Genomic DNA, 22,995 nt, shown 5'->3' on the forward strand with positions numbered 1-22,995 from the left:
GCGGCCATCCGGCCGCTTTTTTCGTCAGTCGATATTGACGACCTTGCCGGGGTTCATGATGCCTTCAGGGTCGAAGGCCTTCTTGATGCGGCGCATCAGGTCGATCTCGATCGCCGGGCGGATCGCGGCAAGCTCATCGCGCTTCAATTGCCCGATGCCGTGCTCCGCCGAAATCGAGCCGCCATGCGCAAGCACCAGCCCGTGCACGATCACGTTCATCTCGTGCCAGCGCTCGAGAAACGCCTGCTTGTCGGCGCCAACGGGCTGCGAGATGTTGTAGTGGATGTTGCCGTCGCCCATGTGGCCGAAGGCGCAGATGCGTGCGCCAGGCATGGCCGCCATCACCGCCTGCTCGGCCTCGTGCATGAACTGAGGCACCGTCGAGACAGGCACCGACACATCGTGCTTGATCGATCCGCCTTCCGGCTTCTGCGCTTCCGACATGCTCTCGCGCATATGCCAGAGCGCCGTCTGCTGCGCGACGGAGGAGGCGATGGCGGCGTCCTGCACCAGGCCTGCCTCGAAACCCTGCTCCAGGAGCGCCGTCATCATCCGCTCGGCGGTCTCGGCCGAATCCGAGGTGGAGATGTCGATCAGCACGTACCAGGCATGTTCCGATTCCAGCGGATCACGCACGCCCTCGATATTGCGGGCGGTGATCTCAACGCCAAAGCGCGGCATCAGCTCGAAGCCTGTTAGAGACGTACCGCACAGGCTGGAAGCGAGGTTGAAGAGCGCAAGCGCATCCTCGACCGAGTTCAGGCCGGCAAAGGCCACCTGCTTGCCGAGCGGCTGCGGGAAGAGCTTCAGCACCGCGCCGGTGATGACACCCAGCGTTCCCTCGGCGCCGATGAAAAGATCGCGCAGATCGTAGCCGGTATTGTCCTTCTTCAGGCGGCGCAGCCCGTCCCAGATCTCGCCGGTCGGAAGCACGACCTCCAGACCGAGGCAGAGCTGGCGCATGTTGCCATAGGCGAGCACGGCCGTGCCGCCGGCATTCGTCGAGAGATTGCCGCCGATGCGGCAGGAGCCTTCAGAGCCGAGCGACAGAGGAAACAGCCGCCCATGCGCCTCGGCCGCCTTCTGCACGTCGGCAAGGATAGCGCCGCCATCGGCGACCAGCACGTTGGCAACGGGATCGACGTCGCGGATCTTGTTCATCCGCTCCAGCGAAAGAATGATGTCTGACTTACCCTCGCGCGGCGTCTGTCCGCCCACAAGCCCGGTATTGCCCGTCTGCGGCACCACTGATGTGCCGGTCTCGCTGGCGAGCTTGAGGATGGCTGAGACTTCCTGAACGTTGGCGGGCTTCAGGAGCATCGGCGAGGAGCCGTGATAGAGGCCGCGGTTTTCGATCAGGTGCGGTGCCAGATCCGCTTCGCCGCGCAGCGCATATTTGTCGCCGACGATGGCTGCGAAACGGTCGAGTAGATCAGGTGAAACGCTGCTCATCGGGCTTTATCCTCTGTTATTCCCGTGGGGCCGCGGCGCGCCGCAGCCGGTCGTTGATGGCTTCGCCGAGACCCTGGTCGGGAATGGCGCTAAAGGCGATCGTCGCAGCGCCACTGGCATCGGCGCGCTTCATGTAGTCGAAAAGATTGGTGGCCGCTTCGGCGAGATCGCCGGTTTCGCTGAGATTGAGCACGACCTTTGCTCTATCAGCATTGGCAACAGGGGAGGGGCCGAAGGCGATCAACGCCTCGCCATCTCTCACCTCGATGGCATCGAGCCGCACCGCAGCCCCCGGCGCATAGTGCGAGGCCATCATGCCCGGCGCCTCGATCGCGGCGGATGCCACCTTCGGCCGCACCAGCTTCACGCCGGCGACGCGCTCGATCTCGTCTGCCGGCAGCCCGCCCGGCCGCAGCAGCCTGAGCTTGCCATCCTCGACCTTGACGATGGTGGATTCCACGCCGACATCGCTCGCCCCAGCATCGAGGATCAACTTGATCTTCTCCCCGAGGTCGGCATGCACATGGGCGGCGCTGGTGGCGCTGATCTTGCCCGATGTATTGGCGCTCGGCGCCGCCAGCGGATGGCCGAAGGCGCGGATCAGTTCGCCGGCAAATCCCTTCGGCACCCGGATGCCGACGGTATCGAGCCCGGCCGTCGCCAGCGCATGGATGCCGCTCTCGGCCTTCAAGGCCACGACGATCGTCAGCGGACCGGGCCAGAAGGCCTCCGCCAGCGCCCGTGAGAGCGGATCGAAATCGGCATAGATCTCCGCCATTTCGAGGTCCGCCATGTGGCAGATCAGCGGATTGAACTGCGGCCGGCCCTTTGTCTCGTAGATGCGGGCGATGGCCGCCGGATTGGTGGCGTCGGCGGCAAGGCCGTAAACCGTTTCGGTCGGAATGGCGATCGGCAAACCTTCGCCCAGCACGTGGCACGCGGCGTCGATCGCCTGCTGCCTGTTCTCGGTGATGTCGATGATCTCTGCCATATGCCGCCCGGATAGTCTGTCCGGCAGTCCTTATGCCCTTGCGGCCCCGCGATCAATATCAGAGCTGGCGAATGGTCTCAAAGCTGGCGAATGATCTCGCGGAGCTGCTCGTTGCGGGCGCCGAGCAACAGCACGTTCTTGATCGCGACCTGCGGATCGTCGGTGCGAAAGAGCAGGCCGTTGCCGCGGATATTGCGGTCGATCGTCATCTTCTCCGGCGTATGCTCGCCGGGCCGGATGGCAACGGCGAAGTACATGCGCGAGTAACGCACGTCGATCTTCTCGAAGACATTGTCGTTGTCACCGATATCGGCGTAGAAATTGGCGATGTAGAAGGCCCAGCTGACCGCGTCATATTGCGCGAACTTGGTGCGCGCCGCGGTCACATGGCAGTAGCCGAGATGCGGGCTGTCTTCCAGCGTGCGGTGAAACACCATCTTCGGAAACTGGATGGAGCGGTGAAAGCCGTTGATATGCTGGTGCGTCTTCTCGCCGGCGGTCTGCAGCTTGCGGCCGGTCTTCTCGGCCACTTCGTCGTGGGTGAGATAGCGGCGCTCGGCGGCCAGCCAATGCGACTGGTGGCGGGTGATCTTGCCCGTGCGCAGGAATTCGGAATGCGGCGCGACCGGCGCGGCGGGCTGGTCGACGCTCGCTCTGGCGTCGAAGTAACGAAGTTTCGCCATGGTCTCGGATCCGGCTGCCTGTCTCTTTGGCCGAAGGATAGGCAATCATGCTTAATGCGATGTTAAATTGGGCCGGGCGCGACCGCGGCTGCTACAAACGGCCGCAAGCTCTGTCGCAAACAGAATATCGCCGGCAAGGCCACTCTCGCCTTCCTTGATCTCTGGTAATTTCGACAAAGTCGCAAATAATCCTATTTGTTTGAAGCGACGCGGAAATGCCCGTTTTCTGTCGTGCCGCCACTGCCCGAATGCAACTGTCGTCATTTTCGAAGCCGATGTCGCTTTGCAGCCACGCGGGCGGCGTGGGCAGTGGTTAAATGTATGACATAGGCAATATCTCCTTCGGGAGAGGGGGCGAGCGCTTCCCGCGGCTTTCGCCATCCGTTATGTGGCAGCCCGAATAGACGAGGATATGAGATGGATATTCGCAGCAACGTTTTACGGCAGCTCAAGAACCGCCGCGAGGGCTTCAGCCTCGAGCAACCCTTCTATATCGACGAGGATTACTTCAAGCTCGATATGGAGATGATCTATTATCGCGACTGGCTGTTCATGGGCCATGACTGCGAGCTGCCCAAGGCCGGCGCCTATTTCACGGTGCAGATCGGCCAGTATCCCGTCGTCATCGTTCGCGGCCGAGACAACGTCATCCGCGCCTTCCACAACAGCTGTCGCCATCGCGGCTCGCGCGTCTGCACCAAGGATCACGGCTCGTCGGTCCGTCTCGTCTGTCCCTATCACCAGTGGGCCTACGATCTCGACGGCAAGCTCGCCTTCGCCCGCCACATGGGCGACGATTTCGACAAGTCCGGCTTCGGCCTGAAGCCGGTTCATTGCGAAAGCTTCGGCGGCTATATCTTCATCTGCCTCGCCGACAAGGCGCCCGACTTCCAGCCGGTCCGCGACATGGTCGCCCCCTACATGATGCCGCATCACCTGAAGGACGCCAAGATCGCCTTCCAGAGCACCATCATCGAGAAGGGCAACTGGAAGCTAGTCTGGGAAAACAACCGCGAGTGCTACCACTGCGCCGCAAACCATCCCGAACTCTGCCGCACCTATCCCGAGGCGCCGAGCGTCACCGGCACCGATGGCGGCGCCGATGATCCGGAGATCGCGGGCCACTGGGCACGCTGCGAGGCCGCCGGCCTTCCCAGCAAGTTCCAGATCTCGCCTGATGGACAGTTCCGCGCCGCCCGCATGCCGCTGATCGAGGATGCCGAGAGCTACACCATGTCCGGCAAGCGCGCCGTCGCCCGTCCGCTGTCGGATGACGTGACGATCGACCGGATCGGCACCATGCTGCTCTTCCACTACCCGACGACCTGGAACCACATCCTCGGCGATCACGCCATCTCCTTCCGCGTCCTGCCGCTCAGCGCCAACGAGACGGCCGTGACCACCAAGTGGCTGGTCCACAAGGACGCCGTCGAAGGTGTCGACTACAATCTCGAGGAACTGACGCACGTCTGGACCGAGACCAACGACCAGGATCGCCGCATCGTTGAGGAAAACGCCTTCGGCATCCACTCGCCGGCCTATGAACCCGGCCCGTACTCGATGCTGCACGAGGGCGGCGTCATGCAATTCCTCGAATGGTACGCGCTGTTCATGACAAACCGCCTGCAGGGCGATCAGGCCAAGCTCTCCGTCGTCGCCTGACGCTAGCCTCGCAAGAGAATACGGCCCCGCGCTTCACCGAAGCCGGGGCCGTTTTCGTTTGGGCGTTCAGAAATCCTGATAATTCAGGGCGTTGATTTCACGCGGCGGCACCGATGAGGTCACGAGCCCATCCCGCGCCGCCACCGTCACCCCCGTCGCGGCTGCCGGCAGCTGTGTGGCGGCGGGCAATTGCGCGATCGGCGGCAGGGCCGGTGTTGCGGCCACGACCGGCGGCAGCGGTTGGCGCGGTTCCATCTCGATCTTGGCGAGGATCAGCGGCGGATCCGGCTCGCGCGCCGGCAGCAGATTGCCCTGCGCCCAGATCTTCGTCAGCGCCGCCTTGTCCATCGCGGCGACATTGACGTCAATGTCGGTCAGCGTCCCCGGCACACGATAGGGGCAGCGCCGCTTGCTGCAATTGGCGCCGGCCGAGAACTGCCAGAGCAGGTAATTGTCCCAGTTGCCCATCGGGAAAACGCCTTTGACGTCGGGCTTGTAGCGCGCATACCAGATCGGCAGCCGCGCCAGCACCGGATAGTCGTTGCGATAGGCAGCGATGTAGCGGGCCGTGTCGTGGTTGGTATAGAGCACCGGATAGCGACCGGTCCGCGTCTTGATATGGCCGACGAAGATCTGCGCATCCTCGAGCGACATGAATTTCGTGGGATCGATACCCTCGAGATCGAGGATCATCATCTCGTCCGGCTTGGGTGTCGCATAGTCGAGAAAGTGGTTGGCCTGGTCGATCGGGTTGCCGGGGCGGGCAAGGTGATAGGCGCCCCACAAAAGCCCCGCCGCGCGCGCCACCAGCCGCCTTGTCTGGAACAGCTCGCGGCTGACCGCGTACTTGCGCCACATCGTCTTGCAATGGCCCACCGTGTCCCCGGCATGGTCGCCATCGCACGAAAAGCTCTCGGGCAGCCCGTCAGACGCCTTGGAGATGAAGCCGGCGATCCGCTTATCGGAGGTCAGCGCTTCCCAGTCGATCGTGTTCAGCTCGTAACCATCGACGACGAGCGCGTTATCCGTCTTTTTCCAGGGGAGTGTGTCGGCGGCCGTGGCGTAATGAGACAGTCCGGCCGTGATCGCCAGAAGCAGAATACGGAGAGTGGCTCTTCCATGCCGTTGCTTCATGTAACGAGAGTGATGAAAACTGGTTAATGGACTATTTATCAGATTTTACGAATAAACAAAAAACCGTGACCGGTCGCGAAAAAAGATGCGCTTAGGAACATTTTCCCCATCAATGCGTTACACCACGGATTAATTTACGCTGAGATTGGAGTGTTCATGCCCAGGTCGTTCAAGCAACTCGTCGTCGCGGCCATTTCCTCATTGATGCTGGTCACAAGCGTCGCGCCGTCGCAGGCCGTGCAGATGCCTGCCGCGCCGCAGGTGGAAAAATCGGCTGATGTTCAAAACGTGCAGTATTGCCGTTACGGCCGCTGCGGACCGCGTCCGGGCTATTATGGCCGCCCGGGTGGCTACTATCCCGGTTATCGTCCCTACCGCCCGGCCTATCGTCCCGGCTGGTACGGCGGCTATCGCGGCTATACCTACGCGCGTCCCGGCTATCGCCACTATAACGGCTACTGGTACCCGCTCGCCGCCTTCGGCGCCGGCGCCATCATCGGCGGCGCCATCGCCAGCCAGCCGCGCTATGCACCGGCACCGCGCTACGTCGCCCCAGCCGGATCGAGCCATGTCGCCTGGTGCCAGCAGCGCTACCGCTCCTACCGCGCCTACGACAATACCTTCCAGCCGTATAACGGCCCACGCCAGCAGTGCGTTTCGCCTTATTGATCTGTCGGCCTAGTTGACGTGAAAAATCCCCTTCGGTTCGCTGCCGAAGGGGATTTTTGTTTGTCCGTCAAAGAATATTCACCCGCTTCAACAGCCACCAGGCCAGCGCGATCGACGCGATGATCATCCCGATCGCGTATTCCGTCCCGGTCGATCCCTGCGTAAACGGCAGGTTGGCCGTGTTCATGCCGAAGAAGCCGGTGACCAGCGTCGGCGGTAGCAGGAAGGCGGTCATGATCGACAGGATGTAGAGGTGCCGGTTGGTTTCCGACGAGAGCTTGGAATCTATTTCCTCGTGCAGCAGTCGTGCTCGATCCTGCAGAGCGTAGATGTCGTGGTCGACCGTCTCCAGCCGCGCCGTCAGCCGCCCGGCGACATCCTCGAAGCCGAAGGGCATCTCGTCGTCATCGGAAGCCGCCGCCCGGCGCATCAGGCCGAGCACGGTCCTCAGGTGCCGGTGGATGCGCACGACGGTGCGCCGGACCGGCGCCAGCCGCCGCCGCTCGTCGCGCGGCGCCGTGTCGTAGACGAAGTCCTCGATGATATTAAGCTCTTCGGTCAGGTCCATCACGATCGAAATCAGCGTGCGCTGGAATTCGGTGACGAGCAGTTCGAACAGATCGACCGGCCGGGTGAACTTCGCCGGGTTTTTCTCCATCAATAGCCGTGCCCGCTCGACGCTGCGCAGCGGCTGCAGCCGGGTGGTGATGATGAAGCGGTCGGAGATGGCGAAGTGCAGCCAGCCGAGATCGGCGGTCTCGTGGTCGAATTCGCGCTGGCAATCGACCAGCGTGCCGTAGAGCATCTGCTCGTCGACGGTGATGGCCGAATGCGTGTCGTGCGTGGTGAGCGCCGCCTTGGCGTCGTCGGTAAGCCCGGACAGCGCATCGATAAGCGCGGGCACGCGGGCGTCGGCGAGGTTGAGATGCAGCCAGTAGAAGCCGCCATCGGCGGTGAGGTCGGCCGGAACCGCGCTGTTGGAGAGCCGTATCGGCTTGCCGCCGCCTTCAGGGAAACGGTAGCCCCAGACGAAACCCGGCATGCTCACAGGCAGTGTATCCATTCTTTGCCGGTCCTCTTGCATTGGCGGTGCGCTCCACGCTGGCGTCTGGGTCTTGGCGACCAGCAGCGCCGGATCGGCAGCTCATATGAGAGCATGAGCATGGCGCCGCACCCGATGGCAAGACCCTTTCAAGCGATGCCTCCCTATGACAGCGACACCACAGTTTCATGACAGTGGCACCCACAAGTTTGAAATTGACGTTTACGTAAAAATCAATTAGCTCTGCCGTCGGAGGCAGCGGGTAGGGGAGAGCTATCCCGCGCCATCAGGCTTACGAGGAGAACAGTATGTACAAGGCGCCCGTCGAGGAGATCGCATTCACCCTGAAGCACGTGGCCGGTCTCGCCCAGGCGATCGACGACGGCCTGCTTGGCGATCTCGGCGAGGATCTGGTCGATGCGATCCTTCATGAAGCCGGCCGCTTCGCATCCGACGAGATCGCCCCGCTCGCCGATATCGGGGATCGCCAGGGCGCGCGCATATCGGATGGCAAGGTGACGACGCCGGATGGCTGGCGCGATCTCTACCGCAACTGGACCGCTGGCGGCTGGAACGGCCTGACGGCATCGGAAGACTTCGGCGGCCAGGCGCTGCCGCATATGCTGAATGTCGCGGCACTCGAAATGTGGAACTCCGGCTCCATGGCATTCGCGCTCTGCCCGACGCTGACCATGGGCGCCATCGAAGCCATCGCCGCCCACGGCAGCGACACGCTGAAAACGACCTATCTTCCGAAACTCGTCTCCGGCGAATGGACCGGCACGATGAACCTGACGGAACCGCATGCCGGTTCCGATCTCGGCGTGCTCAAGGCCCGCGCCCAGCGCCGCGACGACGGCAGCTACCGCATCTTTGGCCAGAAGATCTTCATCACCTGGGGCGAACACGACGCCGCCGACAACATCATCCACCTTGTGCTCGCTCGCCTGCCGGATGCGCCTGATGGTACGCGCGGCATCTCGCTGTTCCTGGTGCCGAAATTCCTCGTCAATGACGATGGCTCGCTCGGCGCCCGCAACGATCTCTTCTGCCACGCGCTGGAGCACAAGCTCGGCATCCACGGCTCGCCCACCTGCACGATGATCTATGGCGACGGCCGTTTCAGCGAGGAGAAGGGCGCCATCGGCTGGCTGGTCGGTGAGGAAAACAAGGGCCTCGCCTGCATGTTCACGATGATGAACAACGCCCGCCTTGCCGTCGGCATGCAGGGCGTTGCGATTGCCGAAGCCGCCACGCAGAAGGCCGTCGCCTATGCCCGTGAGCGCACCCAGGGCAAGGCGCCCGGTTGGACGGGAGCAGGCATGAGCCCGATCATCGAGCATCCCGATGTGATCAGAATGCTGCTCACCATGAAGGCGTTGACCCAGGGCGCCCGCGCCATCGCCTATAGCTGCGCCCACGCCACCGACATGGCGTACCGCGCCGGCGATGACAAAAGACACTGGCAGGAGCGTGCCGCCCTGCTGACCCCGGTCGCCAAGTCCTTCGCCACCGATATCGGCGTCGACGTCGCCTCGCTCGGCATCCAGGTGCATGGCGGCATGGGCTTCATCGAGGAAACCGGCGCCGCGCGTTATCTCAGGGACGCCCGCATCGCCCCGATCTACGAAGGCACCAACGGCATCCAGGCGATCGACCTTGTCACCCGCAAGCTGCCGCTATCCGATGGCGGAGAGGTGAAAAGCCTGATCGCCGAGTTGCAGCAGATCGCCGACCGTGTCGGCGCCTCGAACGCCGAAAACTTCGGCGCCACCGCAAACCGCCTGAACGCCACAATCACCGATCTCCAGGAAGCGACCGACTGGCTCCTGGCGCAACTGTCAGCCGGCAACGTGGCCGACGCGCTTTCTGGCGCCACGCCCTATCAGCGCCTCTTCGGCCTGACGCTGACCGGCTGCTATCTCGCCAAGGGCGCGCTCGCGGATGCGGATGATGGCAAGGCCGCCGATCGCATCGCGCTCTGCCGCTTCGCTGCCGAAAACCTGCTGGCCGAAACCACGTCGCTTAAGGATACTGTCGTCAACGGCGCCGCCAGCCTTGCCGCTGCCAAATCCATTCTCGCCTGAGGGACCCGATATGACCGACCACATTCTCATCGAGCGCCCGGCTGCTCATCCCGGCGTTCAGATCATCCGCTTCAACCGACCGGACAGGAAGAACGCCATCACGCGCGTCATGTATCAGGCCATGACCGAGGCGCTGACTGCGGCTGATGGCAATCCTGACATCCGCGCCACGGCCTTCCTCGGCACCGAGGGCTGCTTTTCCGCTGGCAACGATCTCGGCGACTTCCTTGAAGTCGCGATGGGCGGCGGCATGCCGCGTGAGGTCGTCGATTTCCTCTATGCGCTGGTGCGCCCGGCAAAGCCCATCGTCTCGGGCGTCGATGGCCTGGCGATCGGCATCGGCACCACGATGCATCTGCATTGCGACCTGACGGTCGCATCCGCCCGCAGCCAGTTCCGCACCCCCTTCGTGGATCTCGCCCTGGTGCCCGAAGCGGCTTCCAGCCTGCTTGCCCCGCGCATCATGGGCGCCCAGCGCGCCTTCGCCATGCTCGCCGCCGGCGAACCCTTCTCCGGCGAGGAGGCGAGGGATGCCGGCCTGGTCTTCAAAGTCGTGGAGCCGCATCAGGTCGAGGCGCAAACGCTTAGCCTCGCCGAAAAGCTCGCCGCCAAACCGCCCGAGGCTTTGCGCCTTTCGCGCGATCTCATCCGTGGCGACCGCGAAGAGATCATCGCCCGTATCGACGAAGAAGCCCGCCACTTCGCCACCCGCCTGCAAAGTGCTGAAGCCCGCGCCGCATTCGAAGCTTTCATGCGCCGTTGAGGCCGGGGAACCGCCGTATCCAATAGTATGAATTTATGCTTTTTGGCGGGTGAATTTGCGAAAGTAAAAATTTACTACAATTTAACGTACCGCATCAATTCTCGCGCCAAAACGAGGGTTATGCTGTGAAACTATTTAAAAGTGCATTGTCGTTCAGGCAGGAAATCTCCGATTTCATCTTCATGCGCTCGCCGGATGCGTATTACGTACTGGAGGATGAGCACATCGTCGATTGCAACCACGCGATGGAGGTGATGCTCGACTTGCCGCGCGACAAGATCATCGGCATCCACCCGGCCAAGCTTTCACCGGCGGTGCAATCGGATGGCCGCCCGACCAGCGAAGCCGCCGTCGCCATTTTCGCCGAGATCAAGAAAAACGGCATGGCCCGTTTCGAATGGGATCATCAGCGCCTCGATGGCACGCCGCTGCCGGTTCTGGCGACAATCCTCCAGGCCAACATCGCCGGCCGCAACGCGCAGGTCGTCTTCTGGCAGGACATTCGCGATGTCGTGAAGATGCGCCGCCAGGAAGCTGAAGCCCGCAAGCGCGACGAAGCCAAGGCCGCCGAGCAGGCGGATGTCGTGCGCACCCTTGCATCTTCTCTCAGAAAGCTTGCCGCCGGCGATCTCGACTGTCTTCTCGAAAAGCGCTTCCCGGATGAATATGAAGGCCTGCGCCAGGACTTCAACGGCACGGTCGATCAGCTGGCCGGCGTCCTCGGCAAGCTCGCCGTGAACGCCGAGACGATCCGCGCCACCACCGCCGAACTCAGCCGCGCCACCGACGATACGGCGCGCCGCACCGAAAAGCAGGCCGCCAGTGTCGAGGAAACCGCCGCTGCCCTCAACCAGATGACAGCAGCCGTCAAGAGCACAGCCGAAAGCGCCGCCACCGCCGCCAGCTTCTCGGCCAAGGCCAAGCGCGACGCCGAAGAATCGGAGAAGATCTCCAATCAGACGGTTGCCGCGATTGATGAGATCGCGCAGTCCTCAAAGGCAATCAACCAGATCATCGGCGTGATCGACGAGATCGCCTTCCAGACCAATCTTCTTGCCTTGAACGCCGGCGTGGAGGCGGCGCGCGCGGGCGAGGCCGGTCGCGGCTTTGCAGTCGTTGCCCAGGAAGTGCGCGAGCTCGCGCAGCGTTCCGCCAAGGCGGCGAAGGAGATCAAGACACTGATCGTCAATTCGGGCACCCAGGTCGAGCGCGGTGTCGCGCTGGTCAGCGATTCCGGCAAGGCGCTGGGCGATATCATCGGCCACCTCTCGCATATCTCTCAGTTGGCAACGACGATCGCCGATTCCGCCCGCGAGCAATCTTCGGGGCTTACGGAGATCAATGCGGCGATCAACCAGATGGACGGCGCCACGCAGCAAAATGCTGCCATCGTCGAGGAGACGGCCGCTGCCGTGTACGGTCTGTCGGAGCAGGCCGCTGCGTTGAACGGCCTGGCCTCGACCTTCCGCCAGCGCCGGGATGCGCCGGCGAAAATGCGCGCCGCCGCCTGATATCTCCGGCCGTCGGCCAACATCAGATTCGAGCAAAGCCAGAGCCGCCACGCCCAGCGTGAGCGGCTCTTTCATTGTGGCGTTGAAGCCAGAATGTTCAAAAAGTATTACTTTTAATCAATTTTTACCAATTGCCTTGTTTAGTGATCGGCAATGCATGATGCAGCACGGGCATGAGCGCCCGGCCCCTTTTTCGGCACAATCAAAGGCGCAGACGCCAGCGGATCGCCCCCCCCCCCCGATCGCTGAGGCATGTCGGTCGGCCGCATTCGAGACAATGCTATGTTCAAAATGAAGATCAAGACGCTGCTTCCGGTGCTCTTTCTGTCCCTCGTCGCCATTTCCCTCGTGCAGGGCGCCATCGCCGCCGTTGCGCTCACCAGTCTCGAAGCCAATACGCGTGAGATCGGCGCCCAAAACATCCCGAACACCGAGCGCCTGCATGCCATCGTCACGACGCTGAACGACGTGCGCCGCAGCTATGCCGATTATCTGCTGGCCTCAGGCAAGACCGATTTCCGCAACGCCGAGACCACGCTTAAGACCCGCCGCCAGCGGCTCGCAACCGCCATCGATGCCTTCGAAAAGCAGCCGAAGAGCGAGTATATGACCCAGAACTTCGCGCGGCTGCAGAAGGCGCTCGCTAACGACACGGCCGTCGCCGACAAGATCATCGCGCTGGCGCTCGACAACAAGCGCAGCCAAGCCAATTCGCTCTATCGCGGCGAACTGTCCATGTCGGCAAACAACATCCAGACGCTGATCGACGGCATGATCGCGAGAGATCGTCAGTCGACCGATGCCGGCCTCGTCTCGGCCGCCGTCAACTATTACGCCGGCACGGTCTCGATCGTCGCCGGTCTTGCCGTGGCGCTCATCGCCGCCATCGCCGCCGCCTATCTCGCCTGGAAGCGCATCTCGCGCCCGATCACGACCATTGCCTCGCGCATGGCCGGCCTTGCCGATGGCGATCTCGAAGCCGCCGTTCCCTATACCAATCGCCATGACGAGATCGGCGACATGGCAGCCGCCGTTTCCGTCTTCCGCGACAACGCCTTTGCCCGCCTTGATCTCGAACGCAGCGCCGAGGACAACCGCACGCATGCCCGCGACGAGCGCGCCCGCAACGAAGCCGTCAAGGCGCGCGAGGCAGCCGAGATCAATCATGCCGTCGAGGCGCTGGCGGGTGCCCTTGGCGCACTATCTGAGGGCGATCTCGCCCATCGCATCGAGCAGCCTTTCGCCGATCACCTCGATCGCCTGCGCAGCGACTTCAACGCCTCGGTCGCCAAGCTCAGTGAAGCGTTAGAGGAAGTCGGTCATAACGCACACGCGATCGACGCCGGCGCCGGCGAGATCCGCAACGCCGCCGATGGCCTCGCGCGGCGCACCGAGCAGCAGGCCGCCTCGATCGAGGAAACTGCCGCCGCACTCGAAGAGATCACCACCACGGTGAAGGACACCGCCCGCCGCGCCGAAGAGGCCGGCAGCCTCGTGTCGCGCACGCGCGGCGGTGCAGAGGAGTCCGGTAACATCGTCCGCAAGGCGGTCTCGGCCATGACCGAGATCGAGCAATCCTCGCAGAAGATCGCCAATATCATCAGCGTCATCGACGACATCGCCTTCCAGACCAACCTCTTGGCGCTGAATGCCGGCGTCGAGGCCGCGCGCGCTGGCGAGGCCGGCAAGGGTTTCGCGGTCGTCGCCCAGGAAGTGCGCGAGCTCGCACAGCGCTCCGCTACAGCCGCCAAGGAGATCGAGACGCTGATCTCGGCTTCCAACGCCCAGGTTCGCTCCGGCGTCAGCCTCGTCGGCGAAACCGGCAAGTCGCTGGAAACGATCGTCGGCCAGGTGCAGGACATCAGCCGCCATGTCGACGCGATCGTTACCGCCACCCGCGAACAGTCGACCGGCCTTGCCGAGATCAACACCGCCGTCAACACCATGGACCAGGGCACCCAGCAGAACGCAGCGATGGTCGAGGAGCAGACGGCCGCAAGCCACGGTCTCGCCCAGGAAGCCGCCAAGCTGATGCACCTGCTCGGCCAGTTCAACCTGCAGCCGGGCAATCACGGCATGACGCGCCGCTACGCCGCCGCCTGATCGATCGGTGTCATAAACGACAAAACGCCCGCGCATGTCGCGGGCGTTTTTTATGGACTTGGAAAGATCGGGAAAACCCGTTATCCGTGCATCCGCTGGCGCTCGGGCTGCTCCGCGATGAAACGGTTGTTGCGGGCCGAAAGCGGCTCCACCGGTAGAATATCGATGACGTCGGCAGCATCGAATTTGCGCTTCATGCCGCATATCGTGGCAATCACGACGCCCCTGTCAATATTGAAGGATGTCGCCAGGAAATTCCGTTCGTCGCCATGATCATCAATGGAAATAACAAACATATTATCCTCCGTGTATTATCCATTGATACACGCAGATTATTTATCATAGATGAATTTATAGATGAATTATATTCTGTCGAGCTGGATGATCATTAGGAAATTCTGTTGAACTCCCGCTGCACTCGCGCTACTCGCAGGTGCAGCGGAAAACCACGAAGATCAGCTCGCCTGCGGGATGCGGGCGATCACCTTGATCTCGAAATCGAAGCCCGCCAGCCAGTTGACGCCGACAGCCGTCCAGTTTGGATAGGGCTTGTCGCTGAACACCTTCAGCCGAACGTCGTTGACCGTCGCGAACTGGTTTTCGGGATCGGTATGAAAGCTGGTGACGTCGATGATGTCATCGAAACCGGCGCCGGCAGCCTTCAGTACGGCGGAGAGATTGTCGAAGGCGAGCTGCACCTGCTTCGGAAAATCAGGCTCCGGCGATCCATCCTCACGGCTGCCCACCTGGCCAGAGACGAAGAGAAGGTCGCCGGAGCGGATCGCTGCCGAATAGCTGTTGATCTCATAAAGCGCCTGTCGGCCGGCGGGGAAGATTGCGTCGCGTTTGGTCATGTCATGCTCCTGTTTCAACAAGGCAAAGCCCAGGCGCGCGCCGCCGAGCCAAAGGGCGCGGCACGTTGCTTTTCAGTCACCTGGATCTCTGCTCTTCACGATCAAGGGCGAAAGTGATATACGCCCCGTATGTGAATATAGGAAGCATACGCTGCGTATGTCAATACGCATACGTCGCGTATGCTAATTGATGGAGACGAGGGTGACGGCGAGAACGCGCGCGCAGATGGTCGAGGAAACGAGGGGGAAACTCATCGCGGCCGGCCGAAAGGCTTTTGCCACAAAGGGTTACGCCGCATCGTCGATGGATGATTTCACCGCCGAAGCGGGGCTGACGCGCGGCGCGCTCTATCACAATTTCGGCGACAAGAAGGGGCTGCTGCAGGCCGTCATCGACCAGATCGACGCCGAGATGCTGGTGCGCCAGCGTGCCGCGCAGGCCAAGGGGAAGACACCCTGGGAAGGCTTTATCAACGAAGGCATCGCCTATATCGAGATGGCGATCGAGCCTGAGATCCAGCGGATCATGCTGCTCGATGGCCCCGCCGTGCTTGGCGATCCCTCGCAATGGCCGAACCAGACAGCGTGCCTGCGCACCAGCACTGAGACCATCGAGGCGCTGATTGCTGATGGTATCGTCAAGCCCGTGGATGCCGAAGCCGCCGCCCGGCTGATCAACGGTGCGGCGCTCAATGCAGCGCTATGGATCGCCGCCGCCGATGATCCGCATGCGGTTCTGGAAAAGGTCGTCGATGCCTTCAAGCATCTCGCCGGCGGCCTGTTGCGGACCGCCAGCTGACCTTATCCGGCAGCGTGGACGCTCGCTTACTTCTCCAGCGTCGCCACCACCTCGACATGCGAGGTCCAGAGGAACTGGTCGATCGGCGTCACCGAGGTGATGCGATAGCCGCCCTCGACGAGAATGGCGAGGTCGCGCGCAAGCGTCAGCGGGTTGCAGCTGACGGCGGCGATCTTCTTCACCGTCGAGCGGGCAAGCTCCTTGCACTGGAATTCGGCACCGGCGCGCGGCGGGTCGAAGACGACGGCGTCGTAGACCTTCAGTTCAGAGGCCATCAGCGGCCGGCGAAACAGGTCGCGGCGCTCGACGCTGACGGGCTTGATCCCCTGCGTGTTGCGCGCGGCGTGGTCGAGTGCCGCAAGCGGCTTGTCTTCGCTTTCCACCGCATGCACCCGGCCGATCCGTGCCAGCCTGAGCGAGAAGGTGCCCGTCCCGGCGAAGAGGTCGGCGATGCGCTTGGACTTGCCGACATGGGCAAGCACCAGCTCGGACATCGCTTCCTCGGCGGGCTTTGTCGCCTGCGTGAAGCTTCCCGCCGGCGGCGATACCTGGACGCCGCCGAAATCGAGCATCGGCTTCACCGGCTCGATCAGAATCTCGCCATTGACCGACACACGGGCGATCCCCCGCATCGAGAGCACGGTCTCGGTCGCCTTGCGCCGTTGCTGGTCCGACAGCTTCTTCAGGCCGTCAGCGGCGATGTCGAGGCCGGTCGCCGTTTCCAGCACGGTGACGCGGAACGCTTCGGCGTTGACGGCAAGTGCCGCGCCGATCGCCTTGATCGCCGGCAGCCGCGCGATGAGGCTTGCCGACGAGATGGGACATTCCTCGATATTGACGAGATGGTGGCTTTCGGCCTGGTTGAAGCCGATGAGCATCTCTTTCTCGGTCTTGCGCGCGGCGAACGTCACGCGGCGGCGCTCGCCGGGATGAGCGACGACAAGCTCGCCGACTTCAGGCGTCAGTCCCTTGGACTTCAGCGCGTCGATGACCAGCTGCCGCTTGAAGCCGCGATAGACCGCGTCGCCTGCGTGCTGCAGCGTGCAGCCGCCGCAGGTGCCGTTGACGCCATCGGGCCCGAAGTGCCGACAGTGCGGCTCCTGGCGGTCTGGGGAAGGCGTGGTGATCGACATGACCGTGCCCTGGCTCTTGACGCGCGCGATGGCGACCGTCTCGCCCGGCAGCGTGAAGGGAACGTAGACGGGGCCATCAGTGCCGTTGGCGATGCCGTCGCCCTGGGCGCCGAGCTTCTGGATGGTGACTGTTTCAGTGCTCACGGTTTCGTTCCTGCGAGTAGATATTCCTGGTTTCCGTCCCCGCCCGAGATAGGAGAGGGGATCAGCCCGAGGCTGGTCCAGCCCATGTCCTCGACGAACCAGCGCTCCAGTTCGGCGGCGACGGCCGGTGCTGTCGAAGGGTCCTTCAGCATGCCGCCCTTGCCGATCGCCTCGCGGCCGGCCTCGAACTGCGGCTTGACCAGCAATACGGCCGTCGCGCCCGGTTCAGCGAGATCGAGCGCCGGGGCCAGCGCCAGCTTCAGCGTGATGAAGGATACGTCGGAAACGATGAAGGTGAGGGGATGGCCGATATCCTCAGCCTCCAGATTGCGCGCGTTCAGGCCCTCGATATTGGTAACATCGGGGTTTTCGGCAAGCCGCGGATGCATCTGGCCGTGGCCAACGTCGATCGCGGTCACATGCGTGGCGCCGCGTTCGAGCAGCACTTCGGTAAAGCCGCCGGTGGATGCGCCGACATCGAGACAGTGGTGGCCCGTCGGATCGAGCTTGAAATGATCGAGTGCGGCCGCAAGCTTCAGCGCCGCGCGCGACACATATTCCTGCGCGGGATCATCGATCTCGATCGAGACATCCTCGCCGAAGACGGCGCCGGCCTTGGTGACGACCTTGCCGTCGACCTTGACGGTGCCACGGCTGACCGCGTCGCGGGCGCGCGAACGGCTGGCAAAAAGACCCAGGCTGACGAGGAGCTGGTCGATGCGTTGTGTATTTTGATCGGACATGGCCTGTCCATGCCGGGCAATGCCATCAGTTGCAAGCCTTTTGTTGATCGCCTCCGCCGTCGCCGCAGTCCTCTGATGTCACATGGATCGCCCGTGCTGGCTCACCCGTCGACAGCAATGGGAAAATTAGCGGTCTCTGGCCAAGCGAAAAGAGAGCTACAACCTGCGCTATGATGGTGTGTGACGACGAAGCGTCAAACGGGTTGAATCCCCGAGAATTCAGTGCCTGCAGCCAATAAACTGCGACCCGTTGTCGCGCCGACTTAAACAATTTTAAATTTTCCGTGGCTAGTGTCGCCGTCGATTGCAGCGGCCGAAAACCGCGTCCGCCATGATGGCCCGAAATTCCACCGCCGATCATGTTTTCCCTCGTTGATAGTTTCCCCGCACGCGCTGACGCGTGCCCGATTTGCCATGGCGCCAGGCGCCCAGGAAAGACCGACTGATGTTTGCTAGAAACATGTCCCTGAACGGTAAGCTCGCCGCGACCTTCGCGGCTCTCATTCTCATCTTTGTATCCGTCTCCGCCTTCGTCTATTCGAAGGCCGGCGCCGTGGCGGAAGCTGCCATCTAGGAAAAGCGGTCGGAGCTGCTGGTCAACCAGATCGACGACGCGCTACAGGCCATGCTCGAGCAGGCCGTGAACCTGCGCGGCTTCCTGCTCTTCAAGAGCGACAGCACCTATGGCGATCTCTTCAACAACCGTGACCGCATGCTGAACGCGATTTCCGCCGCCAAGCAGACGGCCGCAGGCAAGACCGAGTTCGTGAGCCAGATCGACGCCATGCAGAAGGCCGCCGACCTCTATTTTAACCAGCTTGCGGTGCCGCAGAGCAAGGCGCGCAAGGAAACCGACATGCCGATCGACCAGATCGTCAAGATCGGCGTCAACGAAACCAAGGGCCAGCTCGACGGCTTCCGCCAGGCCTCTGCCAAGATCAAGCAAGCCGCGCGTGAAGAATCCGCAGCCCTTTCCGCCATCAAGGCCGATGCCAGTGCAGCGCTCAACATGACGCTGCTCTTCGGCGGCATCTTCGCAGCGCTCGCAGCCGTCGTGCTTGCCTGGATGCTGTCGCGCAGCATCGTTCGCCCGATCGTCGGCATGACCTCCGCCATGGGCCGTCTGGCCGGTGGCCAGAACGATATCGAGGTTCCGGCACTTGATCGCCAGGACGAAGTCGGCCGCATGGCGCAGTCGGTGCTGGTGTTCAAGAACGCGGCCATCGAGAAGCTGCGTCTGGCCGGCGAAACCGACCGCATGCGTGGAGATGCCGAACGCCAGCGCCAGATGGGCGACGAGCAGAAGGCGCGCGAGGAAAGCGAACTGCGCTTCGCCATCGACAACCTCGCCGATGGTCTGTCCGGTCTTGCCAACGGCAATGTCGCGATCCGCATCACCACCGCCTTTGCGCCGCAGTTCGACCGCCTACGCAACGACTTCAACCACGCCGTCGAAAAGCTGCAGGCAGCCCTGCAGTCGGTTGGCCACAATGCGTCCGCCATCAATGCCGGCGCCGGCGAAATCCGCACCGCAGCCGACGATCTGGCCCGCCGCACCGAGCAGCAGGCCGCAGCCGTCGAGGAAACGGCAGCTGCCCTCGAAGAAGTCACCACCACGGTCCGCGACAGCGCCAAGCGCGCCGAGGATGTGGGCCAGCTCGTCGAGCGCACCCGTCTCGGCGCCGAACGCTCCGGCGAGGTCGTCCGCAAGGCTGTCACCGCCATGCAGGAAATCGAGAAGTCCTCGGGCGAAATCTCCAACATCATCGGCGTCATCGACGACATCGCCTTCCAGACCAACCTGCTGGCACTGAACGCCGGCGTCGAGGCCGCACGCGCCGGTGAAGCCGGCAAGGGCTTCGCGGTCGTCGCCCAGGAAGTGCGCGAGCTCGCCCAGCGCTCAGCCAACGCCGCCAAGGAGATCAAGGCGCTGATCAATACGTCTGGCACGCAGGTAAACTCCGGCGTCTCGCTGGTCGGCGAAACCGGCAAGGCTCTGTCCGAAATCGTCGGCGCCGTGCAGGAGATCAACCGCCATGTCGGCGCCATCGTCACCGCCACGCGCGAACAGTCGATCGGCCTGCAGGAGATCAACACCGCCGTCAACAACATGGACCAGGGCACCCAGCAGAACGCCGCCATGGTCGAGGAACAGACGGCCGCCAGCCACTCGCTCGCCCAGGAAGCCATGGCGCTGGACGATCTGCTGCGCCAGTTCAACCTCGGCAACGACCGCGCCGCGCCGCGTGCGGCAGCCGCTACCCCGGCTTCGCGCCCGGTCGCGTCGCCGGCCAACGCGCTGAAGCGCAGCGTTGCCCGCGCCTTCGGTGGCGGCGGTGCCAGTGCCGCGGCCGTCAAGGAAGAATGGTCGGAGTTCTGATCGAACGCCCGATCATCGACAGGAAAGGGAAGGGGCTGCGCATGACGCGGCCCCTTTCGCGTTCAGGACCCTAGCCGGTCGAAACCTCAGCTGGCCAGCGCCAATCCGCCATAGCGGCTGATCTCGCTTTCGATCTCGGCCACCAGCGTATCGAGTGCTGCGTTGCGCACCTTGCGGCCGCGACGGACCACATAGACGAGATCCGGCGGCACCGGGAAGCGGTCGGTGATGATCTGCATCTCCGGCCGCAAATGCCGCTCGTTGAGCAGCGCCACGCCCATACCCGAGCTCACGGCGGCGATAATCCCCGCGGCACTCGCGCATTCGAACACCGTCTCCAGCATGATCCCGCCATCCTGCCCGATATCGAGCGCCCAGTGGCGATAGAAGCAATCGTCGTGGAAGGAGAGGAAGGGCACGGACGTGCTCTGCGGCAAGAGCAGGCTCGGATGCTTCACCCAGTGCAGCGTTTCGCGAAACAGGATGACATCGGTCGGGCGCACCTCGTAGGCGAAGACCTGCACGATCGCCGCGTCGAGCTCTCCCTGCTCGAGCATCGCCCTCAAGACGAGGCTCATGCGGACCTGCGTGCGCACGGACACATCGGGATGCAGCCGGCGGAAGCGGCCGAGAATATGGGCGAGCGCCGAGCAGGTCGTGTCCTCCGTCAGGCCCAGCGCGATCCGCCCCGCAAGCGTCGTCTTCGACAGGCTGAGCAGCGCCTCATCGTGCAGCCCGAGAATGCGGCCGGCATAATCCAGCAGCTCCTCGCCTTCAGTGGTGAAGACAGTGGAACCGGCCTTGCGGTTCAGCAGCTCGCAGCCGAGGCTGGTTTCCAGCCGCTTGATCTTGTGGCTGACAGCCGATTGCGACAGGCCGAGCGCTTCCGCCGCCCGCGTGATGCCGCCGTGATGGCGGATCGCCCAGATGGCGCGCAGCGCGTCGATCTCCAGCCGCCGGTTGTTCAGGTCGCTCATTTCGCTCCGTCTCTTCGTTGCCTGCCGGCGAGAGCATGCAATGTTGAGCCCGCATTTGCAAACTTCCATGACTGGTTTCGCTTAAAAGTCATGCCGTGATCGAAATTTGTCATGTGCTCGCTCGCAATCAATGGCTTATGCCCTCGGTAAGACGCATGACAGGGATCACCGATGACGGACCACGCATTGACCGCCACGACCAAGCAGCAGCACCGCCTTCTATGGCCGCTGATGGCCACATTGCTGATTATCGGCTGGAGCTCCGGCTTCGTCGGCATCCGCTATGCCAGCGAGGAAGCGAGCGTCGTGCTCGTGCTCTTCTGGCGCACGCTGCTGTCGGGCCTGATCCTGCTCCCCTTCGCCCTGACCATCGGCCCACGCATGCAGTGGAAGGCCATCGTCGGGCAAATGTGGTTCGGCGTCATGTCGGTCTTCCTCTATCTCGGCGGCTTCGCCCTGGCGATCGAGCAGCGCGTCCCGACGGGCCTCGTGGCGCTGATCTCGGACCTGCTGCCGCTCGCCATCGCCACCCTGTCGCAGCCGGTGCTCGGCGAACGCCTGAGCGGCCGCCAGTGGCTGGGCACGGCGATTGCCGTGGCGGGCGTGCTGATCGTCTCGCTCGATAGCCTCAGCTTCGGCTCGGCGCCGCTCTGGGCTTACGGATTGACCGTCGGCTCGATGCTGATCTTCGCGCTCGCCTCGGTGCTCCACAAGCGCCGGCGCGTCGGCCACATGCCGGTGCATCAGAGCCTCTGCATCCACACGCTGACCGGTTCGGTGCTCTTCGGTATCTGCGCCCTGATCCAGGGTGACATCGCGCCGCCGATGACTGAGAATTTTGCCATCGGCATGGTCTGGCTGGTGCTGATCGCCACCTTCGCCGCCTATTCGGTCTATTACACCAGCCTGCGGCTCTTCCCTGTCGCGAAGGTCAGCGCCGCGATCTATCTGAGCCCACCGGTGACCATGCTCTGGGCCTGGGCGCTGTTTTCCGAGCCACTGACGCTGACGATGTTCGTCGGCCTCGGCGTCACGCTGGTCGGCGTTTTCATGACCTCGCGCGCCTGATACCTCACGCGTTGTTCGCCTTGCCGTCCCGGAAATACAGGCGCTGGATGACGGCCATGATCAGCGCCGTCGCCCAGCCGAAGATGATCCAGCCGTTGACGGCCTCGAACACCGAGATCTGCCGCCACTCCTTGCCAAGCACGACATCGCCATAGCCGACCGTCGTGAAGGTGGCGGTGGAGAAATAGATGGCGTCGTCAAGTGAGGGCAGGGCGCCGATCAAATAGTAGAGAAGCGCCCAGAGGCAGATATCGAGACTGATCGGAATGAGGAGGTAACTCACCCAGACGACGGTGGCGATCGTGGCATGGCGGCCGAGATATCCCGGCTCCGCATGCCGGATGGCGCGAAGCCCGATCTCCATGAAGACGGCCTGTATGGCGACTGTGGCCGCGATCAGCGCGGTGGCGAGGAGAAAATTGACGGGCACCGGACCTCCAATGGATGTGGGTCAATATTGCACGGCGATCTCTGCTTCGTTGCATCTACGCGCGAGCCGACAGAACGGAATGTCTTCCGCGGCGCATGCCGAACGCCGCCCTCCGCCTTCAGCATGCGCGCGACTGCTCTCAGCATGCGCCCGACGCAGCAGCCACCGCACAAGTTCCCTCGCTTCACGCGGCTCAAGCAGCACAGCCGTCACCCCGGCATCGACAGGCAGGCCCGTTGTCTGGTCGATGACGTCGACGAGACCAAGGCGGCCCGGCACAACCATGTACCGCACTTCAATCGCCGCTCCTGACTGCATTCCAACCACACCCCTCGCTTTCATCCCGGCCAAACTAGCAGGCACAGGACGC

20 protein-coding genes and 2 pseudogenes are annotated in these 22,995 nt (G+C 63.1%); 10 read left to right on the forward strand and 12 right to left on the reverse strand.

Features of this window, described 5'->3' with window-relative positions; translation table 11 throughout:
• Positions 1–24: 24 nt before the first annotated feature.
• From ACODTZ_RS23865 to ACODTZ_RS23875, 3 genes are all read right to left on the reverse strand, one after another.
• Entirely contained in the window at positions 25–1,452 is a 1,428-nt protein-coding gene (locus tag ACODTZ_RS23865) for an FAD-binding oxidoreductase (protein WP_489028622.1), read from the reverse strand.
• Positions 1,453–1,468: 16 nt separating this feature from the next.
• Positions 1,469–2,443, reverse strand: coding sequence for an L-threonylcarbamoyladenylate synthase (locus ACODTZ_RS23870; RefSeq protein ID WP_489028624.1), 975 nt, complete (start codon positions 2,441–2,443; stop codon positions 1,469–1,471).
• 77 nt (positions 2,444–2,520) lie between these two features.
• Positions 2,521–3,126: a DUF6656 family protein gene (locus ACODTZ_RS23875; RefSeq protein WP_111561856.1), complete on the reverse strand. Its 606-nt coding sequence runs from the start codon at positions 3,124–3,126 to the stop codon at positions 2,521–2,523.
• Positions 3,127–3,543: 417 nt separating this feature from the next.
• On the opposite strand from ACODTZ_RS23875, the gene ACODTZ_RS23880 reads away from it, so the two are divergent.
• Complete coding sequence (locus tag ACODTZ_RS23880) at positions 3,544–4,788, forward strand: aromatic ring-hydroxylating oxygenase subunit alpha (protein ID WP_209232836.1); 1,245 nt, start codon at positions 3,544–3,546, stop codon at positions 4,786–4,788.
• A 66-nt stretch (positions 4,789–4,854) separates the two neighbouring features.
• On the opposite strand, the gene ACODTZ_RS23885 is transcribed toward ACODTZ_RS23880, so the two are convergent.
• Positions 4,855–5,922: a glycoside hydrolase family 25 protein gene (locus ACODTZ_RS23885; protein ID WP_489028627.1), complete on the reverse strand. Its 1,068-nt coding sequence runs from the start codon at positions 5,920–5,922 to the stop codon at positions 4,855–4,857.
• A 156-nt stretch (positions 5,923–6,078) separates the two neighbouring features.
• On the opposite strand from ACODTZ_RS23885, the gene ACODTZ_RS23890 reads away from it, so the two are divergent.
• On the forward strand, positions 6,079–6,591 hold the full coding sequence (locus tag ACODTZ_RS23890; RefSeq protein ID WP_112982232.1) for a BA14K family protein: 513 nt from the start codon (positions 6,079–6,081) through the stop codon (positions 6,589–6,591).
• Positions 6,592–6,658: 67 nt separating this feature from the next.
• On the opposite strand, the gene ACODTZ_RS23895 is transcribed toward ACODTZ_RS23890, so the two are convergent.
• Positions 6,659–7,654, reverse strand: coding sequence for a transporter (locus ACODTZ_RS23895; RefSeq protein WP_489028629.1), 996 nt, complete (start codon positions 7,652–7,654; stop codon positions 6,659–6,661).
• A 287-nt stretch (positions 7,655–7,941) separates the two neighbouring features.
• Between ACODTZ_RS23895 and ACODTZ_RS23900 the strand changes: the two genes are divergently transcribed.
• The 5 genes and pseudogenes from ACODTZ_RS23900 (at position 7,942) to ACODTZ_RS23920 (ending at position 14,097) form a co-directional block, all read left to right on the forward strand.
• Complete coding sequence (locus tag ACODTZ_RS23900; RefSeq protein WP_489028631.1) at positions 7,942–9,720, forward strand: acyl-CoA dehydrogenase family protein; 1,779 nt, start codon at positions 7,942–7,944, stop codon at positions 9,718–9,720.
• Positions 9,721–9,730: 10 nt separating this feature from the next.
• Complete coding sequence (locus tag ACODTZ_RS23905) at positions 9,731–10,483, forward strand: crotonase/enoyl-CoA hydratase family protein (RefSeq protein ID WP_489028634.1); 753 nt, start codon at positions 9,731–9,733, stop codon at positions 10,481–10,483.
• Positions 10,484–10,665: 182 nt separating this feature from the next.
• Positions 10,666–10,977, forward strand: a pseudogene (locus ACODTZ_RS23910) (PAS domain-containing protein); the annotation flags it as partial.
• A gap of 360 nt (positions 10,978–11,337) precedes the next feature.
• Complete coding sequence (locus tag ACODTZ_RS23915; protein ID WP_489028728.1) at positions 11,338–11,994, forward strand: methyl-accepting chemotaxis protein; 657 nt, start codon at positions 11,338–11,340, stop codon at positions 11,992–11,994.
• 282 nt (positions 11,995–12,276) lie between these two features.
• Positions 12,277–14,097 carry a HAMP domain-containing methyl-accepting chemotaxis protein gene (locus ACODTZ_RS23920; RefSeq protein ID WP_489028635.1) on the forward strand — a complete coding sequence of 607 codons (1,821 nt, stop codon included), beginning with the start codon at positions 12,277–12,279 and terminating at the stop codon, positions 14,095–14,097.
• Between the two features lie 80 nt (positions 14,098–14,177).
• Here the strand turns inward: ACODTZ_RS23920 and ACODTZ_RS23925 are convergent, their stop codons facing one another.
• Both ACODTZ_RS23925 and ACODTZ_RS23930 read right to left on the reverse strand, forming a co-directional pair.
• Complete coding sequence (locus tag ACODTZ_RS23925) at positions 14,178–14,393, reverse strand: hypothetical protein (protein WP_018902078.1); 216 nt, start codon at positions 14,391–14,393, stop codon at positions 14,178–14,180.
• Positions 14,394–14,552: 159 nt separating this feature from the next.
• Positions 14,553–14,951, reverse strand: coding sequence for a RidA family protein (locus ACODTZ_RS23930; RefSeq protein WP_489028637.1), 399 nt, complete (start codon positions 14,949–14,951; stop codon positions 14,553–14,555).
• 226 nt (positions 14,952–15,177) lie between these two features.
• Here ACODTZ_RS23930 and ACODTZ_RS23935 point away from each other — a divergent pair, with 226 nt between their 5' ends.
• Complete coding sequence (locus ACODTZ_RS23935) at positions 15,178–15,750, forward strand: TetR/AcrR family transcriptional regulator (protein ID WP_489028730.1); 573 nt, start codon at positions 15,178–15,180, stop codon at positions 15,748–15,750.
• A gap of 26 nt (positions 15,751–15,776) precedes the next feature.
• Here ACODTZ_RS23935 and ACODTZ_RS23940 read toward each other — a convergent pair whose 3' ends face one another.
• Together ACODTZ_RS23940 and ACODTZ_RS23945 are read right to left on the reverse strand one after the other, a co-directional pair.
• Entirely contained in the window at positions 15,777–17,027 is a 1,251-nt protein-coding gene (locus ACODTZ_RS23940) for a class I SAM-dependent RNA methyltransferase (RefSeq protein ID WP_489028639.1), read from the reverse strand.
• Positions 17,024–17,770: a TlyA family RNA methyltransferase gene (locus ACODTZ_RS23945; RefSeq protein WP_489028641.1), complete on the reverse strand. Its 747-nt coding sequence runs from the start codon at positions 17,768–17,770 to the stop codon at positions 17,024–17,026. The genes ACODTZ_RS23940 and ACODTZ_RS23945 overlap by 4 nt, the downstream gene beginning before the upstream one ends.
• A 445-nt stretch (positions 17,771–18,215) precedes the next feature.
• On the opposite strand from ACODTZ_RS23945, the pseudogene ACODTZ_RS23950 reads away from it, so the two are divergent.
• Positions 18,216–20,150, forward strand: a pseudogene (locus ACODTZ_RS23950) (methyl-accepting chemotaxis protein).
• An 86-nt stretch (positions 20,151–20,236) separates the two neighbouring features.
• On the opposite strand, the gene ACODTZ_RS23955 reads toward ACODTZ_RS23950, so the two are convergent.
• Positions 20,237–21,127 (reverse strand): LysR family transcriptional regulator, encoded by an 891-nt coding sequence (locus tag ACODTZ_RS23955; protein WP_112982222.1) that lies wholly within the window; start codon positions 21,125–21,127, stop codon positions 20,237–20,239.
• A gap of 171 nt (positions 21,128–21,298) precedes the next feature.
• Between ACODTZ_RS23955 and ACODTZ_RS23960 the strand changes: the two genes are divergently transcribed.
• Positions 21,299–22,195, forward strand: coding sequence for a DMT family transporter (locus ACODTZ_RS23960; RefSeq protein ID WP_489028643.1), 897 nt, complete (start codon positions 21,299–21,301; stop codon positions 22,193–22,195).
• Positions 22,196–22,199: 4 nt separating this feature from the next.
• Here the strand turns inward: ACODTZ_RS23960 and ACODTZ_RS23965 are convergent, their stop codons facing one another.
• Together ACODTZ_RS23965 and ACODTZ_RS23970 are read right to left on the reverse strand one after the other, a co-directional pair.
• Entirely contained in the window at positions 22,200–22,625 is a 426-nt protein-coding gene (locus tag ACODTZ_RS23965; RefSeq protein WP_489028645.1) for a potassium channel family protein, read from the reverse strand.
• Positions 22,626–22,646: 21 nt separating this feature from the next.
• Positions 22,647–22,919 (reverse strand): hypothetical protein, encoded by a 273-nt coding sequence (locus ACODTZ_RS23970; RefSeq protein ID WP_489028647.1) that lies wholly within the window; start codon positions 22,917–22,919, stop codon positions 22,647–22,649.
• Positions 22,920–22,995 lie beyond the last annotated feature (76 nt).

This window comes from Rhizobium sp. FG113 (genome assembly GCF_057809895.1).